The sequence below is a fragment of the Halobacillus sp. A1-3 genome (assembly GCF_050971765.1).
GTDB lineage: Bacteria > Bacillota > Bacilli > Bacillales > Halobacillaceae > Halobacillus > Halobacillus mangrovi_B.
In genome coordinates this window covers 470778-493247 of sequence record NZ_JBPCEO010000001.1, presented here as the reverse complement: position 1 = coordinate 493247, position 22470 = coordinate 470778, and the positions used below count along the sequence as shown (strand labels likewise).

General features: G+C 42.3%; 19 protein-coding genes, 2 tRNA genes and 1 pseudogene. 14 read left to right on the top strand and 8 right to left on the bottom strand.

What is annotated here, in order from left to right; genetic code table 11:
• Positions 1–48: 48 nt before the first annotated feature.
• Together ACRYKC_RS02305 and ACRYKC_RS02300 are read left to right on the top strand one after the other, a co-directional pair.
• Positions 49–1338: an adenylosuccinate synthase gene (locus ACRYKC_RS02305; RefSeq protein WP_433805037.1), complete on the top strand. Its 1290-nt coding sequence runs from the start codon at positions 49–51 to the stop codon at positions 1336–1338.
• 71 nt (positions 1339–1409) lie between these two features.
• Complete coding sequence (locus ACRYKC_RS02300; protein ID WP_433805036.1) at positions 1410–1946, top strand: LOG family protein; 537 nt, start codon at positions 1410–1412, stop codon at positions 1944–1946.
• A 27-nt stretch (positions 1947–1973) separates the two neighbouring features.
• Here ACRYKC_RS02300 and ACRYKC_RS02295 read toward each other — a convergent pair whose 3' ends face one another.
• Positions 1974–2468: a hypothetical protein gene (locus ACRYKC_RS02295; protein WP_433805035.1), complete on the bottom strand. Its 495-nt coding sequence runs from the start codon at positions 2466–2468 to the stop codon at positions 1974–1976.
• 147 nt (positions 2469–2615) lie between these two features.
• Between ACRYKC_RS02295 and ACRYKC_RS02290 the strand changes: the two genes are divergently transcribed.
• From ACRYKC_RS02290 to ACRYKC_RS02250, 9 genes are all read left to right on the top strand, one after another.
• Positions 2616–2692 (top strand) — tRNA-Asp (locus tag ACRYKC_RS02290).
• A 140-nt stretch (positions 2693–2832) separates the two neighbouring features.
• Positions 2833–2905, top strand: a tRNA-Phe gene (locus ACRYKC_RS02285).
• Between the two features lie 352 nt (positions 2906–3257).
• Entirely contained in the window at positions 3258–4607 is a 1350-nt protein-coding gene (locus tag ACRYKC_RS02280) for a M23 family metallopeptidase (protein ID WP_433805034.1), read from the top strand.
• A 142-nt stretch (positions 4608–4749) separates the two neighbouring features.
• Positions 4750–5454 (top strand): response regulator YycF, encoded by a 705-nt coding sequence (gene yycF / locus ACRYKC_RS02275; RefSeq protein ID WP_433805033.1) that lies wholly within the window; start codon positions 4750–4752, stop codon positions 5452–5454.
• Between the two features lie 7 nt (positions 5455–5461).
• Complete coding sequence (walK, locus tag ACRYKC_RS02270; protein ID WP_433805032.1) at positions 5462–7276, top strand: cell wall metabolism sensor histidine kinase WalK; 1815 nt, start codon at positions 5462–5464, stop codon at positions 7274–7276.
• Positions 7273–8625, top strand: a complete 1353-nt coding sequence (locus tag ACRYKC_RS02265) for a YycH family regulatory protein (protein WP_433805031.1) — start codon at positions 7273–7275, stop codon at positions 8623–8625. The genes walK and ACRYKC_RS02265 overlap by 4 nt, the downstream gene beginning before the upstream one ends.
• 17 nt (positions 8626–8642) lie before the next feature.
• Positions 8643–9554, top strand: coding sequence for a two-component system regulatory protein YycI (locus tag ACRYKC_RS02260; RefSeq protein WP_433805030.1), 912 nt, complete (start codon positions 8643–8645; stop codon positions 9552–9554).
• A 16-nt stretch (positions 9555–9570) separates the two neighbouring features.
• Positions 9571–10365: an MBL fold metallo-hydrolase gene (locus ACRYKC_RS02255; protein ID WP_433805029.1), complete on the top strand. Its 795-nt coding sequence runs from the start codon at positions 9571–9573 to the stop codon at positions 10363–10365.
• A 76-nt stretch (positions 10366–10441) separates the two neighbouring features.
• Complete coding sequence (locus ACRYKC_RS02250) at positions 10442–11665, top strand: S1C family serine protease (RefSeq protein ID WP_433805028.1); 1224 nt, start codon at positions 10442–10444, stop codon at positions 11663–11665.
• A 790-nt stretch (positions 11666–12455) separates the two neighbouring features.
• Here ACRYKC_RS02250 and ACRYKC_RS02245 read toward each other — a convergent pair.
• Positions 12456–13790 (bottom strand): alanine/glycine:cation symporter family protein, encoded by a 1335-nt coding sequence (locus ACRYKC_RS02245; protein WP_433805027.1) that lies wholly within the window; start codon positions 13788–13790, stop codon positions 12456–12458.
• Positions 13791–13968: 178 nt separating this feature from the next.
• Here ACRYKC_RS02245 and ltaE point away from each other — a divergent pair, with 178 nt between their 5' ends.
• Complete coding sequence (gene ltaE, locus ACRYKC_RS02240; RefSeq protein WP_433805026.1) at positions 13969–14997, top strand: low-specificity L-threonine aldolase; 1029 nt, start codon at positions 13969–13971, stop codon at positions 14995–14997.
• Positions 14998–15123: 126 nt separating this feature from the next.
• Positions 15124–15294, top strand: a complete 171-nt coding sequence (locus ACRYKC_RS02235; RefSeq protein WP_157130737.1) for a hypothetical protein — start codon at positions 15124–15126, stop codon at positions 15292–15294.
• Between the two features lie 98 nt (positions 15295–15392).
• On the opposite strand, the pseudogene ACRYKC_RS02230 reads toward ACRYKC_RS02235, so the two are convergent.
• A pseudogene (locus ACRYKC_RS02230) lies at positions 15393–15566 on the bottom strand (NADH oxidase); the annotation flags it as partial.
• Between the two features lie 45 nt (positions 15567–15611).
• On the bottom strand, positions 15612–16988 hold the full coding sequence (locus ACRYKC_RS02225; protein ID WP_433805025.1) for an amino acid permease: 1377 nt from the start codon (positions 16986–16988) through the stop codon (positions 15612–15614).
• Between the two features lie 143 nt (positions 16989–17131).
• On the opposite strand from ACRYKC_RS02225, the gene ACRYKC_RS02220 reads away from it, so the two are divergent.
• Positions 17132–17599 (top strand): NUDIX hydrolase, encoded by a 468-nt coding sequence (locus ACRYKC_RS02220; RefSeq protein WP_433805024.1) that lies wholly within the window; start codon positions 17132–17134, stop codon positions 17597–17599.
• A 22-nt stretch (positions 17600–17621) separates the two neighbouring features.
• Here the strand turns inward: ACRYKC_RS02220 and ACRYKC_RS02215 are convergent, their stop codons facing one another.
• The 4 genes from ACRYKC_RS02215 to ACRYKC_RS02200 all read right to left on the bottom strand — a co-directional run bounded on the left by ACRYKC_RS02215 (position 17622) and on the right by ACRYKC_RS02200 (position 22422).
• Complete coding sequence (locus ACRYKC_RS02215; protein ID WP_433805023.1) at positions 17622–18095, bottom strand: staygreen family protein; 474 nt, start codon at positions 18093–18095, stop codon at positions 17622–17624.
• 71 nt (positions 18096–18166) lie between these two features.
• On the bottom strand, positions 18167–18928 hold the full coding sequence (locus tag ACRYKC_RS02210; RefSeq protein ID WP_433805022.1) for a DUF4397 domain-containing protein: 762 nt from the start codon (positions 18926–18928) through the stop codon (positions 18167–18169).
• Positions 18929–19101: 173 nt separating this feature from the next.
• Complete coding sequence (locus tag ACRYKC_RS02205) at positions 19102–20694, bottom strand: bifunctional metallophosphatase/5'-nucleotidase (protein ID WP_433805021.1); 1593 nt, start codon at positions 20692–20694, stop codon at positions 19102–19104.
• A 222-nt stretch (positions 20695–20916) separates the two neighbouring features.
• A complete protein-coding gene (locus ACRYKC_RS02200) occupies positions 20917–22422 on the bottom strand; it encodes a Na+/H+ antiporter NhaC family protein (protein WP_433805019.1) in 1506 nt (501 codons plus the stop codon).
• Positions 22423–22470: the final 48 nt, after the last annotated feature.

Below are 22470 nucleotides of genomic sequence, written 5' to 3'. Positions count from 1 at the left end.
AACTGACGATGGATATAATTTAAAACAAAAATTTGGCGGAGGTGCCTTATGTCTTCAGTAGTTGTTGTCGGAACCCAGTGGGGGGACGAAGGAAAAGGCAAGATTACCGATTTTCTATCACAAAATGCCGAAGTTGTTGCACGCTACCAGGGTGGAAACAACGCGGGTCACACGATTAAATTTGATGGTGTTACTTATAAACTGCACTTAATTCCATCTGGAATATTTTTTGACGATAAAGTATGTGTACTGGGTAACGGGATGGTCATTGATCCTAAAGCTTTGCTAGATGAGCTTAAGTACTTGCATGACAAAGGTGTCTCTACAGACAACCTGAGAATCAGCAACCGTGCTCACGTGATACTTCCTTACCATTTGAAATTAGATGAGCTTCAAGAAGAGGATAAAGGCGCGAATAAAATTGGTACAACGAAAAAGGGAATCGGCCCTGCATATATGGACAAAGCCGCTCGTACAGGTATCCGTATTGCCGATTTAATGGATAAAGAAAGCTTCCGTGAGAAGTTAGAGCAGAATTTAGCTGAAAAAAACCGTCTGCTCGAAAAAGTATATGAAACTGAACCGTTCACAGTAGAAGAAATTCTAGATGAATATTATGAATATGGTCAGCAAATCGCTCACTATGTATGTGATACGTCCGTTGTCTTGAATGACAAACTTGACGAAGGGCGTCGTATTCTTTTCGAAGGCGCACAAGGGGTTATGCTGGATATCGATCAGGGAACGTATCCTTTTGTTACCTCATCCAACCCGATTGCCGGCGGAGTAACGATCGGTTCTGGTGTCGGTCCATCAAAAATCAAGCATGTGGTCGGTGTATCAAAAGCGTATACGACCCGCGTTGGGGATGGTCCGTTCCCGACTGAGCTTGATAATGAAATCGGCGATCAAATTCGTGAAGTAGGAAGAGAGTATGGCACAACTACTGGGCGTCCGCGCCGGGTCGGCTGGTTCGACAGTGTCGTTGTACGTCACGCTCGCCGTGTGAGTGGAATTACAGATCTATCATTGAATTCCATCGATGTTCTCACTGGAATTGAAACTTTGAAAATCTGCACCTCTTACAGGTACAAAGGTGAAATCTTAGACGAATTCCCTGCGAGCTTGAAAGTATTAGCAGAGTGTGAGCCGGTTTATGAAGAAATGCCTGGCTGGACAGAAGATATAACAGAAGTGAAGTCCTTAGATGAACTTCCAGAAAACGCACGTCACTATATTGAACGTGTATCCCAATTGACTAGGATTCCGCTTTCTGTTTTCTCTGTAGGTCCAGATCGTTCCCAAACGAATGTGGTCCGCAGCGTTTATAGCGAATAAATATTTTCACGTCTGACTTGGCTAAGTTGGGCGTGTTTTGTTTAGGATAGAAATGAAGGAGAGTGTTTCACGTGAAACGGATATGTGTATTCGCTGGATCGAGCTCGGGAAATGATCCGGCTTTTGCCAAAAGAACAAAAGAACTGGGAAAAGTGTTTGCTGAGAAACAGATTGAGCTCGTTTATGGAGGGGCACAAAGCGGACTCATGGGGGTTATGGCTGATGCTATATTAGAAAAAGGTGGGAAAGTTACAGGGATCATGCCTTCTCATCTTTTTCAAAAAGAAATCGCTCACCCTGATATAACAACAATGATTGAAGTCGAAACGATGCATGAGCGAAAAGCTAAAATGAGTGAACTGGCAAATGGATATATTGCGCTTCCAGGAGGATTCGGTACATTTGAGGAATTGTTTGAAACGGTGAGTTGGGCTCAAATGGGTCTGCACGAGAAGCCATTAGCCTTATATAATATAGAAGGCTATTATACTCCACTAATGAACTTAATCAACCATGCGATTGAAGCTGGCTTCGTACCTGAGGATAACCGACGTTTGATTTTAGAATCTAATCAACCAGATGAATTGGTGAAAATGATGAAACTATAAAAACCGAGCCATTTCTGGCCCGGTTTTTTACACATTAATGGTTGTTACAAAAGTGAATCCTAAATAGCGATAAGAGACTTCAATTTGTTCAATTGGGATCTCTTCTGTAATACTTAATCCGTAAATGCGATTGGAATCGTTACTCTTTGCAGCTACTTTATTCTGATCCTGATCCTTTGAGCTAACGGGGGAGCTGTTTGGTTCGAGGGTGATAGATTTGTAGTCTTGCATGTGATATTCCCCTTTTAAAGGGTTGTAAGTATTTGAAATGATAAAACCGGTATCTGAATCACTCACTTGAACTAAAGGATTAGTGGCGGGCTCATTTCCATTAATGGATACATCCGTAATTTTAATGTCACCCAACAGGCTTTTGTTGCCAAGTGCGACAATCACGGATTGCTTATCGGTCGTTGTGCCTACAGAACCATGGGCTAGTGGTGGATTTAGCTGTAAAAAACCCATAAATCCGACTGTCATGATAATAATTATAAATGCTAGAGTTTTGACCGTTTTTTTCATGTATACACCTCCTCTCTATTCGATGATGTTCGTTTAGAACGTCGATTTATAAATGAATGTTAGATAGAAATCTAAATTTCTATTGCGCCTGTGATTCAGCTATGATATGATATTTATCGTTGCGGTAAAACAATAGCTTAAATCACTGGTCCGGTAGTTCAGTTGGTTAGAATGCCTGCCTGTCACGCAGGAGGTCGCGGGTTCGAGTCCCGTCCGGACCGCCATTTTTATTATAGCAGGGTTGTTGAGAGAAATTAATCGAAACAACTACTGAAACTATGGCGAATTAATGAAGTTTTAATCTAATCTTCTTGGCTTGCAGATGAGTCGGTAAAGAAACTTTAAAAACTATATATTTTATTATGGCTCGGTAGCTCAGTCGGTAGAGCAACGGACTGAAAATCCGTGTGTCGGCGGTTCGATTCCGTCCCGAGCCACTCTATAAAAAACGTCTACGAAAATTTCGTAGACGTTTTTTTGTATGCTTTTTCATGTATGTAAGTGCTGGAAATAAAAAGAACAATATTCAAAATATTTGATAAAAAAGAAATAAATTCTACTATAAATTGTAATCAAAATGTAATCGTTTTAGTGTAAATATACATTATTAATGTAAATATAAAATATTTTTTTCGAGATATTGGAAACTATATTATGTCTTAGTTACAAGCTTGGAAATCTATTTTATCAGGGTTTTGGCTATGATAGATTTAGTGAGTGAGAAAAAAATCTTAATAAAAATATAAATAAATAGAAATATAACGGTAATTTTTAACAGGAGGATACGGGATGTTTCGCAGCAAAGGTATAGGAAAAAAAGTAGCCGCAACTGCTTTAATTGGTCTTAGTTTAAGTGTTGGTACAGCATACGCAGAGAACAGCTTTAAAACTACATACCACGTTTTTGTGGATGGTAAACGTGTAGGAATTGTCGAAAATGAAGAAGTTGTAAAGAATTATGTTGAAAACCGTGTCGAAAGTGCTGAGAATAAACACGGAAATTGGGATATGGTGGTCGAGGAAGATGTTTCTTTCGAGTCTGAAAAAATGTTTGCCCCCGACTTCAAAAATGATAAAGTAATCCAGTCCCTTGAGGAAGAAATTACGGTAGCTGCTTCCGCTGTAGATTTACAAATTGATGGAGAAACGGCTGCATTTCTTCCTAGTGAAGAGCAGGCAGACGAAGTAATCCGTCAACTAAAAGAGAAATATGTCGATGCTGAAACCTTGACTAAGCTTGAGGAGGCCTCCTCTAAAGGAAAGACAGAGAAATCAGGAGACAATAAGTACGCCATTACAGATGTTCAGCTTTCCGAAAAAGTAACAAAAAAACCAACGAAAGTTCAACCTTCTGACATGGCCACAGTAGAAGAAGCCGTGGCTAAAATTGAGGAAGGGGAAACCTCTGTTCGATACGAGATGTCACAAGATCACCTAATGAATGCTAATGGAGAAGAGCAAGAACAGCCGGATAGCGAAGACGTAGAAAAAACAACAGAGAAGGATCCAATGTTAGATGTCATCGTAAAAGAACAAGGAACAAAGACCGAGACAATCTCACATGAAAAAGAAGTAAGAGAGACAGACGAACTCTACAAAGGAGATACAAAAGTAAAACAAAATGGAGAAGACGGGGAAAGAACCATACATTTTACAAAAAAGATAGTAAACGGTGAATTAGACAAGAAAGAAGTTACGAAAGAAGAAGTAACAAAAGAGCCCGTCAAAGAAATTATCTTAAAAGGAACAAAGGTCGTTCCTTCCAGAGGAACTGGGAATTTTGAATGGCCTGCTGTTGGTGGTCAAATCACGAGTAAGATGGGACAGCGCTGGGGCCGCATGCATAAGGGCATCGATATTGCCGGCGTCAGTGATCGAACGATTAAGGCTGCTGATAACGGTAAAGTCGTGACGGCTGAACGTCAGTCTGGCTTCGGAAATAAAATTGTGATTGACCACAACAATGGTTATAAAACTATTTATGCTCACCTTTCCTCATTTGATGTAAGTGTCGGAGATGTTGTGAAAAAAGGTGAGTCGATCGGGACAATGGGGAACACCGGTAATTCGACAGGAATTCACCTGCATTTTGAAGTGCATAAGGATGGTTCACTAAAGAATCCACTCTCCTTTTTCTAACCAGAACATCCACTATGAAGCCTCATAGTGGATGTTTTTTATAGGTTTAGGGAATGATTTTATATAGATGAAGTAAGACATTTAGCTGTAAATAAGTTAAAATGAGTAAGAGTATAGAAGTTGATAAAAAGGATGTGACTTTATGGCTCCAAAGATTCTAGTCGTAGATGATGAAAAGCCTATAGCTGATATATTGAAATTCAACTTAGAAAAAGAAGGGTACGAGGTCGTGTGCGCTTATGATGGCGATGAAGCGATCAATAAAGCAAACGAAGAAAAACCTGATTTAATTTTACTTGATATTATGCTTCCAAATAAAGACGGAAACGAAGTGTGCCGTGAAGTAAGAAAGACGCAAAATATGCCTATTATTATGCTGACCGCTAAAGATGCGGAAATCGACAAGGTTCTTGGACTTGAAATGGGCGCAGACGATTATGTGACAAAACCATTCAGTAATCGAGAATTGATTGCCCGTGTTAAAGCGAACCTGCGTCGTCAGCAGCAAGAACCTGAGGATAGCTCGGACCAGTCGAAGGATATTACCATCGGTCGTCTGGCGATTCATCCTGATGCTTACACCGTAACGAGGGACGGTTCTTACATTGAACTCACTCATCGTGAATTTGAATTGTTACACTATTTAGCACGCCACATTGGACAAGTCATGACCCGTGAACACCTTTTAGAAACCGTATGGGGCTATGACTATTATGGAGACGTCCGTACGGTTGACGTAACGGTGCGCCGCCTGCGTGAAAAAATTGAGGAGAACCCGAGTAACCCTGTATGGATCGTTACCCGACGAGGGGTTGGCTATTACTTAAGAAATCCAGAGCAGGAGTAAGGGTTTTATGAAAAAGGTTGGCTTTTTTCAGTCGGTCCGGCTGAAACTTATTGTTGTGTACATTTTACTTATGTTATTAGGCATCCAAGTCATTGGTGCCTATTTTGTTGAGAAATTAGAAGATCAGCTGACAACCAACTTTACGACCTCTATCGATGACCGTGTAGAATCATTGACATTCAGTTTGCAGAATGCTTTTACAGCAGAGCGAGGGGAAGATACGCCAACCCTTGAAGCAGAGGTGCAGAATCTTCTTGAAGAATTTAATAAGACGGATATTAGTAAGCTTCAGGTTATTGATAGTTCACAGAGCATCATTGCTAATATAAGCGATCAGTCCGCCATCGGAAAAAAGGTAACGGAGTCTAGGATTACGAAAGTGTTCATTCTTGGAGAATCACAGCCTCAGCCTGTCACTTCCGATGGTGAACGCTTATATGTCGGCGCCAAACCAATTATAGATGAAGAAGGTAATATCGTAGGTGTGCTTAATTATGAAGCGCAGATGGACGGTATTTACAATCAAATGCAATCGATTAATCGGATTTTTGCTAATGGAACACTGCTTGCTATTGCCGTAACCGCTTTATTAGGTATTCTTGTAGCTCGAACGATTACAAAGCCGCTGACAGAGATGAAAAGACAGGCTCAAATTATGGCCACTGGTGACTTTTCACAAAAAGTTGATGTAAAAGGAAATGACGAGATTGGCCAGCTTGGGATCACCTTCAATGATTTGAACGATAAATTGAAATTAGCCCAGGCTACAACAGAAGGCGAGCGGCGGAAATTAAGTTCTGTTTTGTCGAATATGTCAGATGGTGTCATCGCTACCGACCGGCTTGGGGCGATCATATTAATGAACGAACCCGCTGCAAGGCTGATTGGTCAGAATTTTGAGGATGTCCAGGGGCAATCACTCATCGATCTTTTTGATTTGAACGATCAAGTTGAAGAAATGAGTGAACTGGAGGAGACCGGCTCTTTGATTATTGATTTAAGCACCGAAGATAAGCACTTGTTATTAAAGGCCAATTTCTCTGTCGTTGAAGATGAAAATAATGAAATGAATGGGTTTATCACTGTAATCAGTGATGTTACAGAGGAAGAAAAAGTCGAACAAGAGCGTCGAGAGTTCGTATCGAACGTATCGCATGAGCTTCGTACTCCGCTAACGACGATGAGAAGCTACATTGAGGCGCTAAACGATGGGGCCTGGAGAGACGAAGATATCGCCCCCCGATTTTTAGATGTTACGCAAAATGAAACTGATCGGATGATCCGTCTAGTGAATGATCTCTTACAGCTGACAAAGATGGATCACAAAGAGACTACCTTAATGAAAGAGCGGGTCGAATTTATCGGATTCTTCAACCATATCATTGACCGTTTTGAAATGAATAAAGATGAAAAGATGACCTTTGAACGTAACTTAGATACCCGGAACATGTATGTGTGGATGGATAAAGATAAAATTACGCAAGTGTTAGATAACGTAATTTCTAATGCCATCAAGTACTCCCCAGAAGGTGGTACAGTTCGCTTTGACGTGCACTCTACAAGGAAACAGCTTGTGGTGAGTGTATCAGATGAGGGGATTGGAATGCCTGCGGATACCGTTGATAAAATCTTTGATCGTTTTTACCGCGTGGATAAATCAAGGGCAAGAGAAATGGGCGGAACTGGACTTGGTCTCGCTATTGCCCGGGAAATGATTGAAGCCCATCACGGGAAAATCTGGGCAAGAAGTAAAGAGGGTAAAGGAACTACCGTTTACTTTACACTACCGCTAATGAGTCAGAAGCGGAGGGGTCAATCGTGAATATAGAAACTATGAAGTCCGTCATTTTAGTCATATTGATTGCCTTCAGTTTGTTGTTAACTGTCGCATTATGGAATTATCAGCCGAATTTCAACCAAGCAGATGAAAATAAAGACATTGGTCCAACGACGCTGGAAAAGGCGGGTGGAGAACAAGTTGAAATTCCGAACCTTGTTGAGCCAGCTAAGGTCGTGTACCAAACTCAAGGATCCTATTATTCTTATGCAGATCCTAACGATCGTTCCCAACTTTACGAGAAAATGAAACAATGGGCATTAGTAAATATCAATGATAATCCCTCACCTCCCGAACTTGGAGAAGGGGATAGAGCCGCTGAAATCATCTTTCCGTCCGAGCTTCCGCTTGAAGTGCTGAATAATATTTTCTCCATTAAAGAGGATCTACCCCAAGAAGACGCTTTATTTGATCGTATATTTGTGGTTCATGAACATGACTCAGAGTCTGTATCTCCATATATGGTTTACATCATGGACACGGGTGAAGACGTGAATCCGACAAAGGTGAGTGCTTCGCTTTCTGAAGAGGCAGCTACCCAGCTTTTTAATGAAGTAGACAATCATGAAATGGTCAGTCATTTTCGCTTGGGTGATTGGAGTGGAGGCACAGATTCCACTCAGTATAATCACATTTACCTGCCGGCTGATAAAACCTCTTACCCTACAGAAGTGTTACAGACAAATAATGTGCCATTAACACCGTTGCAGAATTTTCTGTTTCCGGCGAGCTCAACAATTAGACAATCATACTCAGACTCTGTTGATCGCAGATATGTAGAAACTTTTCGAGTGCTTGATGTTTATAACGATGAACGAATGATGAAGTACCAATATAAAATTACGAACCAATCCCCATATTGGACCCAATATGAGCTGTTTAATAAAAGTGTCAACGATATGAACAACCATTTTGGATGGACGAACCCTTTCCGTCTTGAAAACATTTTGGCAAATAAAGATACAGTCAGGTACCGCATGTATTATAATGGGATACCCATTTATGAAGAGTCAGGTTTATCGACAATATCATTGAAGTATGAAGGCAGTTCAATTCAAGAATATATTCGGCCGTTAGTCTCGTTCTTTCCTGTTCCCTATGAAAATGGTGAAGATTCCTCTGTAACCATAGAGTCTGGAGAACAAGTCATTAGTAAAATTAAAGAAAGTGGCATCGCTATAGATGATATTGACGATATTCAAGTTGGATACAGCTTAACAGAACAAAGTATGCGGCTAGCTTACAGTTTGCTGCCACAGTGGTATATTAAGGTCGACGGAGAATGGACGTCGTTATTTCGTGGAGAAATTACTCAAAATAAAGAAGTATCGTAAATGAGGAGGCTAAGATCATGCAGTGGGGGCAAATCAAATTATTATTCATTCTAAGCTTTCTCATTCTCGATCTCTTTCTTCTACAGCAATTCCTGAGTAAACAAGAACAAACCGAGTTACCTCAAAGTACAACAACTGGGAATACCGTTCAGCAAGAGCTTGAGAACAATAACATTACTCTTTCTGAAGACATCCCACCGGAAGTTCCGATGGTACCAAATGTTACGACTACCCAGAGCGAATTCTCAGAGGAAGTTTTATCTGATATTAAAGCCTTGGAAGAGGAAGGAGCTCAGGAAATCAATTATGTAAGAGATAATGTCTTAAAAGCAACTTTGAAAGAACCTGTAGAATTTACTGAAGACAACGTCATTGAAAAAGTGGAAGAATTAGTCCCTTTTAGTAACCAGTACTCTTATTGGGGATGGAATAAGGAGCAGAACGTTTTACTCTTTTTTCAGAAAACGAATGATCGTACGGTTTATTTTAATCGAAGTGGATTTTTAATGGTTAAAGTTGAAGATGATAAAATGACAGAATATGTCGCAACTTTATTATCCTTTGAGGATGAAGAAGATGAGAGTGAAACGTCATTAATTTCTCCTATGACGACCGTTAAACGTCTGTTAGATGAAGGTATAATTGAAGCAGGGGATGAAATAACTTCAATGAATATCGGGTATCTAAACAGCTTCACACTCTCTCCAGGTGAGGAGAACGGACCTCAGGTGTTCGGACCAACGTGGAAGGTAACGGTTAATGGGGAAGAAAACCATTTTGTGTATGCGATTGACGGGAAGATTTTTCCTGTAGATGAGGAGAATTTCATTCAAACGGCTAAAGAGTCCTATGAAATGACTGATTCAGCAGAACCAACTCCTGAATCAGAAAATGAAAATAGTGAAGAGAGTTCTGGAGAAACCAATTAAATGGAGTGTCAAACGAATGTCATTACGTTTTAGTGTACTTGCATCAGGCAGTACTGGAAATGCTTTCTATATAGAATCTGGGGATGAAAAGATTCTTGTAGACGCGGGGTTAAGCGGTAAACGGATGGAGAAATTACTGGGACAAGTTAATGTCGATCCGAATGAGCTGTCGCGTATTTTAGTTACTCATGAACATAGCGATCATATTAAAGGTTTAGGGATCATGGCGCGCCGATACAACCTCCCGATATACGCCAATGAAAAAACGTGGAAGGCGATGGAAAACCATATCGGAAAAATCTCTCTTGATCAGAAGTTTCATTTCAATATGGAAGAAACAAGATCATTTGGAGATTTGGATATAGAGTCCTTCGCTGTTTCCCATGATGCGGCTGATCCTATGTTCTATACGTTCCGGCATGAAGGAAAAAAAGTCGCGTTAGTTACCGACCTAGGCTATGTATCTGAACGGATCAAAAAGACGGTGGAAGACGCGGATGCTTATATCTTTGAGTCCAATCACGACGTGAGCATGCTTCGAATGGGAAGGTATCCGTGGAACGTGAAACGTAGAATTCTTGGTGACTCCGGTCACGTATCGAATGAAGATTGTGCTCTTGCACTTACCGATATTTTAACGGATCGGACAAAACGAATTTATTTAGCACACTTAAGTCTTGATAACAATATGAAGGATCTCGCACGCATGTCTGTATCGAACATCCTTCAAGAGAGAGGATTTGCGCTGGGATCACGCATTCAGCTTCATGATACAGATCCTGAAGAAGCTACACCGATGTTCGAAGTTTAAAGAGTTTTATTTTCTTAGAAAACAGGAAACAATATCTAAGTAGATATTTTACGAACGAAAGGACAGGTGAAGATGCGTGGGTTATTATGATGATCATTCTAATGCCACCCAGCAGCATAAACAGCGGCGACGCTGGGTCATGCCTACCATTGTGGGCGTCATCCTCGGTGCTGTTATCGTCTTATTAGCGCTACCCGCACTCGTACAAACCGAGCTGCTGCCTTATGAAATTACCATTCCTGAGGATGAAAGCGGCCTTGTTCAGGATGATCAGGGACTTACAGGGAATACGACCAAGAATGTCGAACTCGATGTTAAAACTCAGATCACAGACGTCGTTGAGAAAGTCACTCCATCTGTTGTAGGTGTTGTCAATCTTCAGTCCCAGCAGAACTTTTGGGAAGAGAATGGAGATTCCCAGCAAGCAGGTGTAGGTTCTGGTGTCATATATAAAAAAGAAGACGGGACGGCTTATGTTGTTACCAACAACCACGTCATAGAAGGAGCAAACGAGATCGAAGTCGTCTTAGCGGACGAGACGAGAATCAAAGCAAAGCTTGTTGGAAGTGACATATTTACAGATTTAGCCGTACTTAAGATGTCTGGAGAACAAGTAGACAGTGTTGCTGAGATTGGAAGCTCTGAAAACCTTAAGGTGGGGGAACCGGCTATCGCTATCGGTAACCCGCTGGGATTACGCTTCTCAGGATCCGTTACTCAAGGAATTATCAGTGGAAAACAGCGCGCCATTCCTCAGGACTTTAATGGAGATGGACTGGAAGACTGGCAGGCAGAGGTTATTCAAACCGACGCCGCGATTAACCCAGGAAACAGTGGAGGAGCTTTGATCAATATTGATGGTCAACTCATTGGGATCAACTCCATGAAAATTGCCCAATCGGCAGTCGAAGGTATTGGATTCTCTATACCGATTGATTCGGCGATGCCAATTATCAACGAACTTGAGCAATATGGCCAGGTCAACCGTCCTTACATCGGAATTGAAGCTTATGGATTGAATGAAGTCCCAACTTCTGAGTGGGAAAATACCTTGAACCTGCCTGAAGAAGTAGAAGGCGGTTTATACATTCGAAGCCTAAGACAGATGTCTCCAGCTGCGAAAGCAGGACTGAAACCGCTGGATGTTATCACACAGTTGGATGGACAAAAAGTTGAAGATATCATTGACCTGCGTAAGTATTTATACAACGAGAAAAATCCAGGCGATGAAATGGAAATTACTTATTACCGTGACGGCGAAAAGAATACAGTAACGTTAACCTTAGGTTCACAGGAGTAATGTAAAAAGAGGAGTTCTAATTTCAAAATAGATCTCCTCTTCTTCTATGTGCACTATTTTTTGTACAATATTAATATCCACAAGCTGTGTATATCCCTCTGGATAAATAGCATATATGGTAGTAGAATTTATGTTCGCCACCATATAGTCCAGGGGTTTTGTGCATATGTGGACACCAGATGTGGATAACCTGTTCATAGAGCGGGATAACTTGTGAATATTAGAAAATTAACAATAGTTGTGCATAAGTCTGTGGATAGTGTGGGTAACTAAAAACGTTAGTTTGTTTTTCCACATGTGTATAACCTTTTTTCCTAGAAAAATAAGGGTTTCGTAAAGTTTATATTTCCTCTGTAAATCTTAGAATCATTCTTATTCGGAATGGATCGACACAAAATCCGTACATATGAGCGCCTTTCAATAACGACATTCGAAAGTTTATTTTTACGCCTCGTTGTACCGGGGAAATACGAAACTTTTCTTATAATAGCGGGTGTAGTCATTCCACCGTTTAATAGTATAAATCCTGTTTCTAGATGCATTTTCAATCGCTTCACGTCTTTAATCATTTTCTTTGCAAATCCTGCAGTGGCAGAAAATATAAAGTTCACGTGTGTATAACTCTTCAGGTCTCCTTATACCTGCACAGGCTTTTGTTATCCATTTGACCTATTCTTTTATATTAAAAATATAAAAAACGGTCCGAAAAAAATTCCGGACCGTTTTGTTGCTTATTTAAGAATTTATTTTTAAGGAGAACATTTGCAGCATTGATTCAGTACTTTTGTGCTTATAGAGTCTCTTGCCAAGTTGATTTAATCATCTTTGTTAATCCTAAAAGGGCCAAGATGTTCGGGATGACCATCAAGGCATTGAAGGTATCTGCGATTTCCCATACAAAATCAACCTGTACAAGAGAACCTGTTACGATAAAGAGAAGAACCACGCTTCGATAAATGCCTACAGCCTGATCTCCGAACAAGAATTTGACGTTTACTTCACCGAAATACGCCCATCCTAAAATTGTTGTAAAGGCAAAGAACAATAAACAAATGGCAATGAACGGAATGCCGAAGGATCCAAGGCCGCGGGCGAAGCCTTCCTGAGTGATCGCACTTCCTTCAAGGCCGGATTGATGGGCGTTGGTAAGCAGGACGACCATAGCAGTAAGCGTACAAATAATCACCGTATCAATAAATACCCCGACCATGGCTACGAGTCCTTGATTCGTAGGGTGTTTAACCTCAGCAACCGCATGTGCATGCGGTGTTGACCCCATGCCTGCTTCGTTAGAGAACAAACCACGGGCAATTCCGTAGCGGATTGCTTCTTTAATCGTAGCGCCAAGCGCTCCACCTGCCGCAGCTTCTGGGCTGATGGCAGATTGTACGATCAATTGGAGCGTCGGAATGATTTGATCGGCGTAAGACACAAGAATAATCAAGCTTCCGCCAATATAAAGAAGTGCCATAAACGGCACCACATTACCGGCAAAGTTTGAAATCCGACTAATCCCTCCGAATAAGATCAATCCAACGAAAAAGGCGATGATTACTCCGATCACAAGGTTGATCGACAGCGAATCAACTCCCATCGCCTGGTTCATCGCCACTGTAATGGCGTTCGACTGGACCATGTTCCCAATAAAGCCTAAAGCAATGATGATGGCGATAGCGAAAAAACCAGCTAACCATCGGCTGCCAAGACCGTCCCTTATATAATAAGCCGGTCCGCCAACGAACTGGCTTCCTTTCTTCACACGATACTTTTGTGCCAATATCGCTTCTGAGAAGATCGTCGCCATTCCGAAAAAAGAACTGATCCACATCCAAAAAATCGCGCCAGGACCCCCGGAAGCAATGGCTGTGGCCACACCTGCAAGGTTTCCTGTTCCGACCTGAGCCGAAATGGAAGTCGCCAGAGCTTTGAAGGAATTAATTCCCTCGGATTTTTCTTTTTTAAACAAGGGTGCGAACGTGAGCTTGAATCCTTTTCCTAAATGGCGGACTTGGATGAACCGGAGCTGTAGCGTCAGCCACACACCCGTACCAAGCAAGAACACAAGCATGACGGGTCCCCATAAGAAACTATTTATATTTTGAAAAAGTGCAGTGATTGTCTCCACATTGATTCCCTTTCTTTATAAAGCTTTATCTGATTAATGTATCCCAGTATCGCATTTGCAAGCGTTTTACGGCAAGCTTTTTATAAGAGTGAATTTATGGGAGTCGATGGAGGGTCAAATCATTTTCATTGTTTCTTTTATTCCGTACAATAAAGTTAATCATGAGGAGGAGATACATATGATCGATTTACGAAGTGATACGGTGACGAAGCCTACAAGAGAAATGCGTCAAGCGGCCTTTGAAGCTGAAGTAGGAGATGATGTTTACGAGGAGGATCCGACTGTGAAACGATTGGAATTTACAGCAGCTGAGATGCTCGGAAAAGAAGCGGCGCTGTTTGTAACAAGCGGCACACAGGGCAACCAAATTGCCGGGCTCACCCACTGTAACCCTGGTGATGAGGTCCTTTTGGAAGCGAACTCGCATATTTTTCTATACGAAGGTGCTTCCATGTCCGCACTAGCCGGTGTGCAGCCAAGGACGATCGAGGGAGATCGCGGAGCAATGGATCCTGAAGATGTGCGCCAAGCGATACGTCCGGATGATATTCATTTTCCAGAGACCGGACTCATTTGTGTGGAAAATACTCATAACAAAGCTGGCGGAGCGGTTGTGCCACTAGAGAACATGCAGGCCATCTACGAAGTCGCAAGGGAGCAAGGGATTCCTGTTCATTTAGACGGAGCACGCTTGTTTAATGCTTCCGTTGCTAGTGGAATATCGGTTAAGCGCTTTGCGGATCAAGTGGATACTGTCCAGTTTTGTTTATCAAAAGGGTTGGGCGCTCCTATAGGGTCCGTCATCGCTGGATCAGCTGATTTCGTTCGTAAAGCTCGAAAGTGGAGAAAACGGCTCGGAGGAGGGCTGCGCCAGGTCGGAATGATAGCGGCCCCAGGGCTGATTGCCTTAACTGAAATGGTGGATCGATTGGCAGAGGATCATGACAAAGTTAAGATTCTCGCAGAAGGTTTAGGGAACGTGAGCGGGATCGAAATTGAAGGAAAAGTGGAAACAAATATTATTCTCGTCAACGTAGAAGGATTGAATCTGAGTGTTGAAAAATTTTTAGTTCAGCTAAAACAAGAAGGCGTTCTTGCGGTCCCATTCGGTCCGAAGGTGGTTCGATTTGTTACGAATTATGATGTATCGCATGGCGATATACGTGAGGTTATTGAGCGAGTGCACCATATTGCAAGCCGTGTATAATTTGTACTCATAATTTTGACTGGCTGTTCATAGGATATAGTACAGAATCAATCTAGCCGATCTCTTGGTTTCAGACCGTTCATCTGGTGGTAAAAAAAGAATCATCAAACCTTGGAGGTGGGTTCCATGCCGGAATTAGAGGCTGGTCACACTGTAAAAAGAAAGCCGTTAGCCCATGAACATGCCTTCGCTGAGATGTTTGATAAGGATCGCTTTGTCGATGTAATTCCACTGGATGAATTAGGGAAACACTTGAGGAAGACGAAATCGTATAAGAAGCTGAAAAAACGGAGATGACCCCCAAATCATCCCCTTTTGGATCGGTACCCCGATCCGAAAGGGGGATTTTTTAATGACAGAAACCTCCTGTTAAGTGACCAGGAGGTTTCTGGTTATTACTGAGCGGCTTGCAAGCCTGCTTTATTTATAAAATTCCAAGGCTGATTGAAGTGAGGCTGGAAAAAGAAATCGACAAAACCGAGTTCATCGATGGTCATGCCGCTTTGGATGCACACACTCATTGTATTGATTGATTGTGTCACATCTGCTTGAGACAAGACTTGAGCTCCTCTGTCTCCTCAGGTCATCCAGAATCTGGATGACCTGAGGAAGGTTCATTTCTTCCTGAAGACTACTTTATATGTGCCGAAGATAAACGCAATTAAGATGGCGCTAACCAGAAGGCCGATGCGTTCGTTTTCGTGATAGAGAGCCCCTGATATGGCTAATAAGATTAAGCCTATGCCTAAATAAGAGGTATAGGGATAGCCAAACGCTTTGAACCTCTGTTTGTCTTTGTATGAAGGGTGTAATTTTATATGGGAAGCAAGGATTATTCCCCAGTTAAGGATTAGCATGACTCCGGCGGCTGTGGTGACGTATTCATACATGGTGTCAGGCAGCAAGTAAGAAAATAGAATCGATATCGCAAGTCCTCCTGCGGTTAACAGTAAGGATTTTACGGCTACGCCCCGCCTGTTTTTTTCCTTTAATTTCTTGGGAGCATCTCCGTCTTCGGATAAAGAGACCATAACGTGGCTGATTGAAAAGAGAGCACCAACCATGGTTGAAAAAGCAGCGCTAATGATAATAAGGTTAAAGATCGAATCAATATAAGGGAGATGAAAGGCTGATAATGCAGTCACAAATGGGCTCTCAGAATCGTCAATGACTTCCCAATCTACCATATTTACTACGATATATAAGGAGAGTAAATAGACAGATACGAGGGTGAAAATTAAAGCTGTGCCGGCCTTGGTGATATTCTTCTTGTGCTTTAATTCTGAAGAAGCAACTCCGACGACCGCAATGCCGCCAAATGAAAAGAAAATAAAAATAAGCGCGGACCAGAGCCCTTTCCATCCATTAGGGAACCATTCACTGATCCCTCTGTCCTGCAAAGAGCTTGCTTCGTTCGGCTCAAGAACCCCCAACAAAATTAAAGCTCCAAACCCGATAAAGATAACGAGAGTGGATACTTTTACGATGGCAAATAGAGATTCGATTTGCCCAAAGTTTTTCACCCCAAGCAAATTGATGCCAAAGCCTAAGGAAGCATAGATAATTGAAAACACCCATAAAGGAAAGTTCTGAAACCAATATTGGGTAAACGTCGACAGGGCTACAATTTCACTGGACATAATCAAAAGCCCAGATAACCAATACATCCAGCCCGATAGGAAACCGGCTGAATGCCCAAATGCTTTCTTCGCATAGGCCCTAAAGGAGCCTGTCTCGGTATCGTTTACCGTCATTTCTGCAAGAGCACTGAATACAAAATACGTTGTTATACCAGCGATGAAGTAGCCTATTAGTACCGATGGTCCTGCCGTTTTAATCGAAAGTCCTGTTCCTAGGAAAAACCCGGCTCCAATAATCGAGCCAATCCCAATAAGGGAAAGCTGCCACCAGCTGATGGTCTCATTCCCTTTTTTGATTTGTTTATTTTTCTTCTGTTCGACTGCTTGTTTGACCAGGTGATGGTGTTTCATAAGGAACTCCTTTATGAAAAGTAATGGATAAGTTCATTTGCTTTTCAGTATGTCCTTATGAAGAGAAAATATCGGGGGGCAGTAGTTCCTCAATAGCTATGTTATGATCAAACAGGATTACATAATTAGAAAGGAGCGATTATATGGATGTAAGATTTGAAGCAGGGGAGACAAGGTTCAATTATCGATCGGTTGGTATTTTGATTGAAGAAGGCCATGTCCTTTTTCATAAGCAGAAAGGTGATCCATATTGGGCGCTTCCCGGTGGAGGGGTTGAGATCGGGGAGAAGTCGGAGGATACTATCATCAGGGAAATGAAAGAAGAGTTGGGGTATGAAGTAGAGGTGATTCAATCTTTATGGATAACGGAAAATTTCTTCATTTATAATCACAAGAACTATCATGAGCTTGGATTCTATTTCTTACTCCAGACAGAACAACCCTATTTTCAAAATGAACCTTTTCACGGCTTAGAAGGTGAACGGCTGATTTATCAGTGGCTTCCGATTGAGAAGTTAGAAAACTTTTCTTTACAGCCGTCCTTTTTATCCAGACACCTCCAGGAAATTCCCGATCAGATCGAACATGTCATTGTAGAAATGCATGAATAGATCAGGCGAATTACATAGCTCATCATTCCAAAAGAGTTTCGTTTACATACTTTCTTGGTGTCCCGAAGTAGGTGGCCTGACGGAATTCCGGGAACATCGATTGAAAGGAAATAAAAATGGGAGCGTCAAGCAGGAATGGATAAAAAGAGAAGAATGTGCGATCACCGTAAATCATTCCTTTTAAGGCCGTTGTCATTTCTTTATTAAAAATAGTAAAACGAACTTCTGCTTGCTTTTTGCTATATTCACCCCCATCTACGTACGCTTGACCTATCAGATAGAATCGACACCAGGCGTCCATTGTCCATTCAGCCAGGACTTCATCTCTCATCTTTGTATCAATTGCCTTCTTGTTAAACATATACCCAACATCTAAAAACAATTCAGCTGTAATGTCAGAATGAGTAAGTGTGTATTTTCTTCCTCTGAGGGGTTGGCTGGAATCAGCAGGAGGCAGGAAGGTCACGGATAATTTCTGAGGATCAAAAGAAGCCATGGGCAATCCTCCCATCGAATTTTTTAGGCACGAAAAAATACAGGCAAGCAGTCTGCCTGTATTTTTACCGATCAAGGTTGAAGGAAAATCGCTTCAAGCGGCGGCTGGCCTCCAGCTAAACCTACCGCTACAGCTGTGTAAGCCTGATTAGGGTTTAACGTAACACCAGGAATCTCTAAAGCTACTTGATTGGTTCCTGCCACCCTTACTTCAAGGTCAGCGGTAGTCGGAGGCAGAGTGAGATAATTGGTCGCTTCTCCGAATGAAACATTGCGGAAGAGGACATTGCCTCCTTTTACAGCGATATCAACAGCTGGTGCATTTGGCGATAAGTGCCAGAAACGAGCCTTCGAATTTCCTGAAGGAACCGTAGTGTTGTCTGCCACAGTAATTAATTGCAAATTATCTACTTTACCTGCAGCTGCCACGGTGTACATTTTACCTGCTTCTACTGTTACACTTTGTGACAAGACAGGCTGGTTCGTTTCCCCTTGAGGGTAGATATCAATCTGATACTGTCCTGGAGCAACACTTAAATAATCACTTTGCTGTTTAAAAGGTACACCCTCTAAAATTTTCTGTCCGTTCACATAAATATCGACGGCTGGAGCATCAGGAGAGGCATGAAGTACACGCACTTTCGCCTGGCCGTTCATCCCTGCCATTCTCATCTGTCCGCCGTGCTGATGCATCATCAGTCTTTGCATACACTCGAAATGTCTCTGATAATAATACACGTGCTTTTGAGGATCCGAGTACTTATAATAATTCGATAACAGATCATACTTAGCCGCTTGCCATGCCAATTGGTCACTATTGTCATAAGGATACATGAGCTTACCCCTTTCTTAAAAAACTCCCACCATAAGCCTATTCAATTTTTTAAAAAAGAGAACAATCTTGTACCCCATGGAGCCCTTCCTAATTTTACTTCCAAGAACCTCTGTATAAATAAAAAAAGCCACTGCCGCCTCATTAGGAGGAGACAATGGCTTCCACTATTCCTTTACTTCACTTCAATTCTGTCTAATGCCGGTCCTTCTATAGCGTCTTCCTGGCTTTCCAGATATTCAATCATCGCATCCAAAGCTAGTGGTCCTGTCACCTGATTGGTTCCTTCCTTAAGGACAGTAAATCCGTCACCGCCTGTTGCGATGAAGTTATTGACAGTCACTGTATAGGCCTGGTCTGGATCAATTGGGTTGCCTTGACTGTCTGTCATAGACATGACTTTTTCTCCTACGGGAGCGGCACTATCCCATGTGTATTCCAGTCCTGAGATTTGTAAGATACGTTCGTAGCTTCCTGACCATTGTTGTTCTAACAGAGCCTGGATCTGGTCGCCAGTCAAGGTCATTTTTACGAGGTTATTACCAAACGGGAGCATGGTATAGAGCTCTCCCCATGTAATCGGCCCTTCATCTAAGTTCGCCCTGATGCCACCCGGGTTCATAAAAGCAAAATCCGTGTCCATGGCCGCCCGCTGGGAATCAGCTACCAGATTGCCGAGTGCTGATTCACCGCTCTCGTCTTTTTCCGTCGTAATAGGCTCAGCTGCCTGGGCAATCACTTCTTCGACCAAATCCTGGATCTCTTTCTTATAGTACTCAACCTTGTTTTTAACAGCTTGATCTGGTTCAATGCCGTCATGGTAGGTCGTAACAACGGAAGCTTCTTTTTCAACAATATCTTTCGTTTTCGGATCAATCATAAGATCTACTTCAGAAAAAGCCGTTCCGTAAGAATAGGACTGGACGATCAATTTTCCATCCACAACGGTGTTTGCATATGCGTGATTATGACCTCCAAAGATGACGTCAACCTCATCGTCAATTTCTGGGGCAAACTCAACAACTTCTCCGGAAGCATTGGAACCGTCTTGATCAGAGGAGGCCGGGACGTGAGCGAGAACAACGATGGATTCAACGCCTTTCTCTTTTAACTGGCTGACAGCTTGATTAATTGCTGTCGTCTCATCTGTAAATTCGACTCCCTCTATACCACTCGGAAGCACAATGTTCTTTGTCTCCGTTGTTACCACACCAACAAAACCGATCGGCATGCCATTTACTTTTTTGATAACGTAAGGCGGAAGAATCGGTTCACCTGTCTCTTCATCCTTCACATTGGCAACAGTGTAAGGGAAGGAAGCTCCTTCGAAATCCCCCGTCTCTTCATGTTCCCCACCGTAAATCAAGCGCTTCATCTCAGCAACGCCTTCATCAAATTCATGGTTACCAACAGTTCCTACATCAAAACCAATGTCATTCAAAATTTCAATGGTGGGCTCGTCCTGTAAAAGCGAGGAAACGGGTGAACTTGCTCCAACCACATCACCTGAATGAACGAGGAGCGTGTTTTTATTTTCTGCTTCATATTTCTCAAGATAAGCAGCCAGGTATTCAGCTCCTCCGACCTTTCTGCCATCGACCGTTCTATATACGTCTAATTGACCGTGAAAATCATTAATGCCTAAAAGCTGAGCGGATATGTATCGGTTCTTATACTGAGAGTGATCTGGTGGTGCAGCGGATACTGTAGAAGCGAAGAGGGATAGGATCAGAAAAAAAGCAGGGATAACTCTCTTCAATAAAAACATGAGGAAACCTCCTAATAGTATTATGATAACCAGGGACTGAATTTTCCTTACGTCGATGCTTTCCCCCTCTCATTGACAGAATTTTTAGTCATTATATCTTCATGATAACGTAATTCATATCGTAAAATAATGATTTTTACTAGATTCATAGAAAATATTTACATTGATTCAAACAAAAAGTCCCTTTAGATCGCGTTAAGCGAAACTAAAGGGACTCTTTTACTATATGATAAAACCAGCAACGAGAAAGAACACAGAAGCGATACCGGCAGCGGTAAGGGCATAAGGAAGCTGAGTGTTAATATGCTCCATATGTTCGACGTCTGCACCGATCGAAGACATCACACTTGTATCGGAGATCGGGGAAGTGTGGTCTCCGAATGCTCCTCCTGACAATACAGCAGCGGCTGCAAGAATTGGATCGCCACCCGTTGCGACCATGAGCGATACTCCAATCGGCATCATAATCGCCCAAGTGCCGAAGGATGTTCCCATCGAGAAGGCAACAAATCCGGAAATAAGGAAGACGGCAACAGGAATGATGCTGCTTGGAATGACTCCTGAAGCCACTTCAGAAATATAGGCAGCTGCTCCGACCCCTTCAGGAGCGGTCGCTCGCATTACATCGCCTAGTGTGACAGCAAGGATGATGATAACGGCTCCCAAAATCACGGACTTACTTCCATCATACAGTTCATTTGAAAATTCCTTGGCACTCATCAAACCTTTGGAGATGTATTTGATAAAGGCAATGACAATTCCGACAGAAAAGCTGACGATTAGCATCTTATTGCCATCGAGTGGGATCTCAGGAATATCAGCGAAATAAATGAATGTGTAATTCCATAGTCCAAGCACTACGAGCAAAGCAACGGAAATGCCCAGTGGGACAACCATATCTGAAGCAGTTCCGCGAAGAGTCGATTCCTTCTCCGGTTCTTTTTCCGGGGCTTCTTTTCTAGCTGCTGCTTCTTGCAAAGCACGGTTTGTTTCCTTCGCTTTTTGTTCAGACTGCTTCATCGGACCAAAGTCTTTAATTTTTCCTGCAGCGACTAAGAAGACCATGATCAGAATAATAATGTTATAGAAATTATACGGAATCGTTTTTGCAATTCCGACGATCGGATCGTTCACCGATTGAATGTTATCGACCATCAATGCTCCCATAAATGCGACCCAGCCGGAAATGGGGACGAGCACATTGATAGGGGAAGCGGTAGAATCGAGCAAAAAGGCAAGCTTAGCTCTTGATATATTCATTCGATCATAAATCGGACGAAAAACGGTACCTGTCGCAAGCGAGCTGAAGTAGGCACTCGTAAACAAGGAGCTTCCCATAGCGGCGGTCGACAACTGTGCGCCTTTTTTACCACGGACCTTATCCGCCAGCCATTGGCCGAAGGCGTAGGCTCCGCCGGACTTATTTAGAACTCCAATGAAGGCACCAAGTAAGAGGACAATCAGTACAAGCTCAGCCCGTCCAGGGCCTTTGACGAGCCCCATTCCACTTATGCCAGCATCCGCATCAGCCGGGTGACCGGCAATCGCTCCGAATAAATTTACGATCGAAAATAGAAAGGCGTGAATGGCGCCGTTGTTCTGAATGTCAATCATGATTGTACCTACGAGGATTCCTAAAAGCAGCGATGGGACGACCCGTTTGGACCAAATCGCTAAAATCAGTGCAAGTACAGAAGGCAGTAACGAAAGTATGCCGAAATGTTCCATGATGTCTTCCTCCCTTTCTGTCTAAAGCATTTAAATATTGGAAATTGT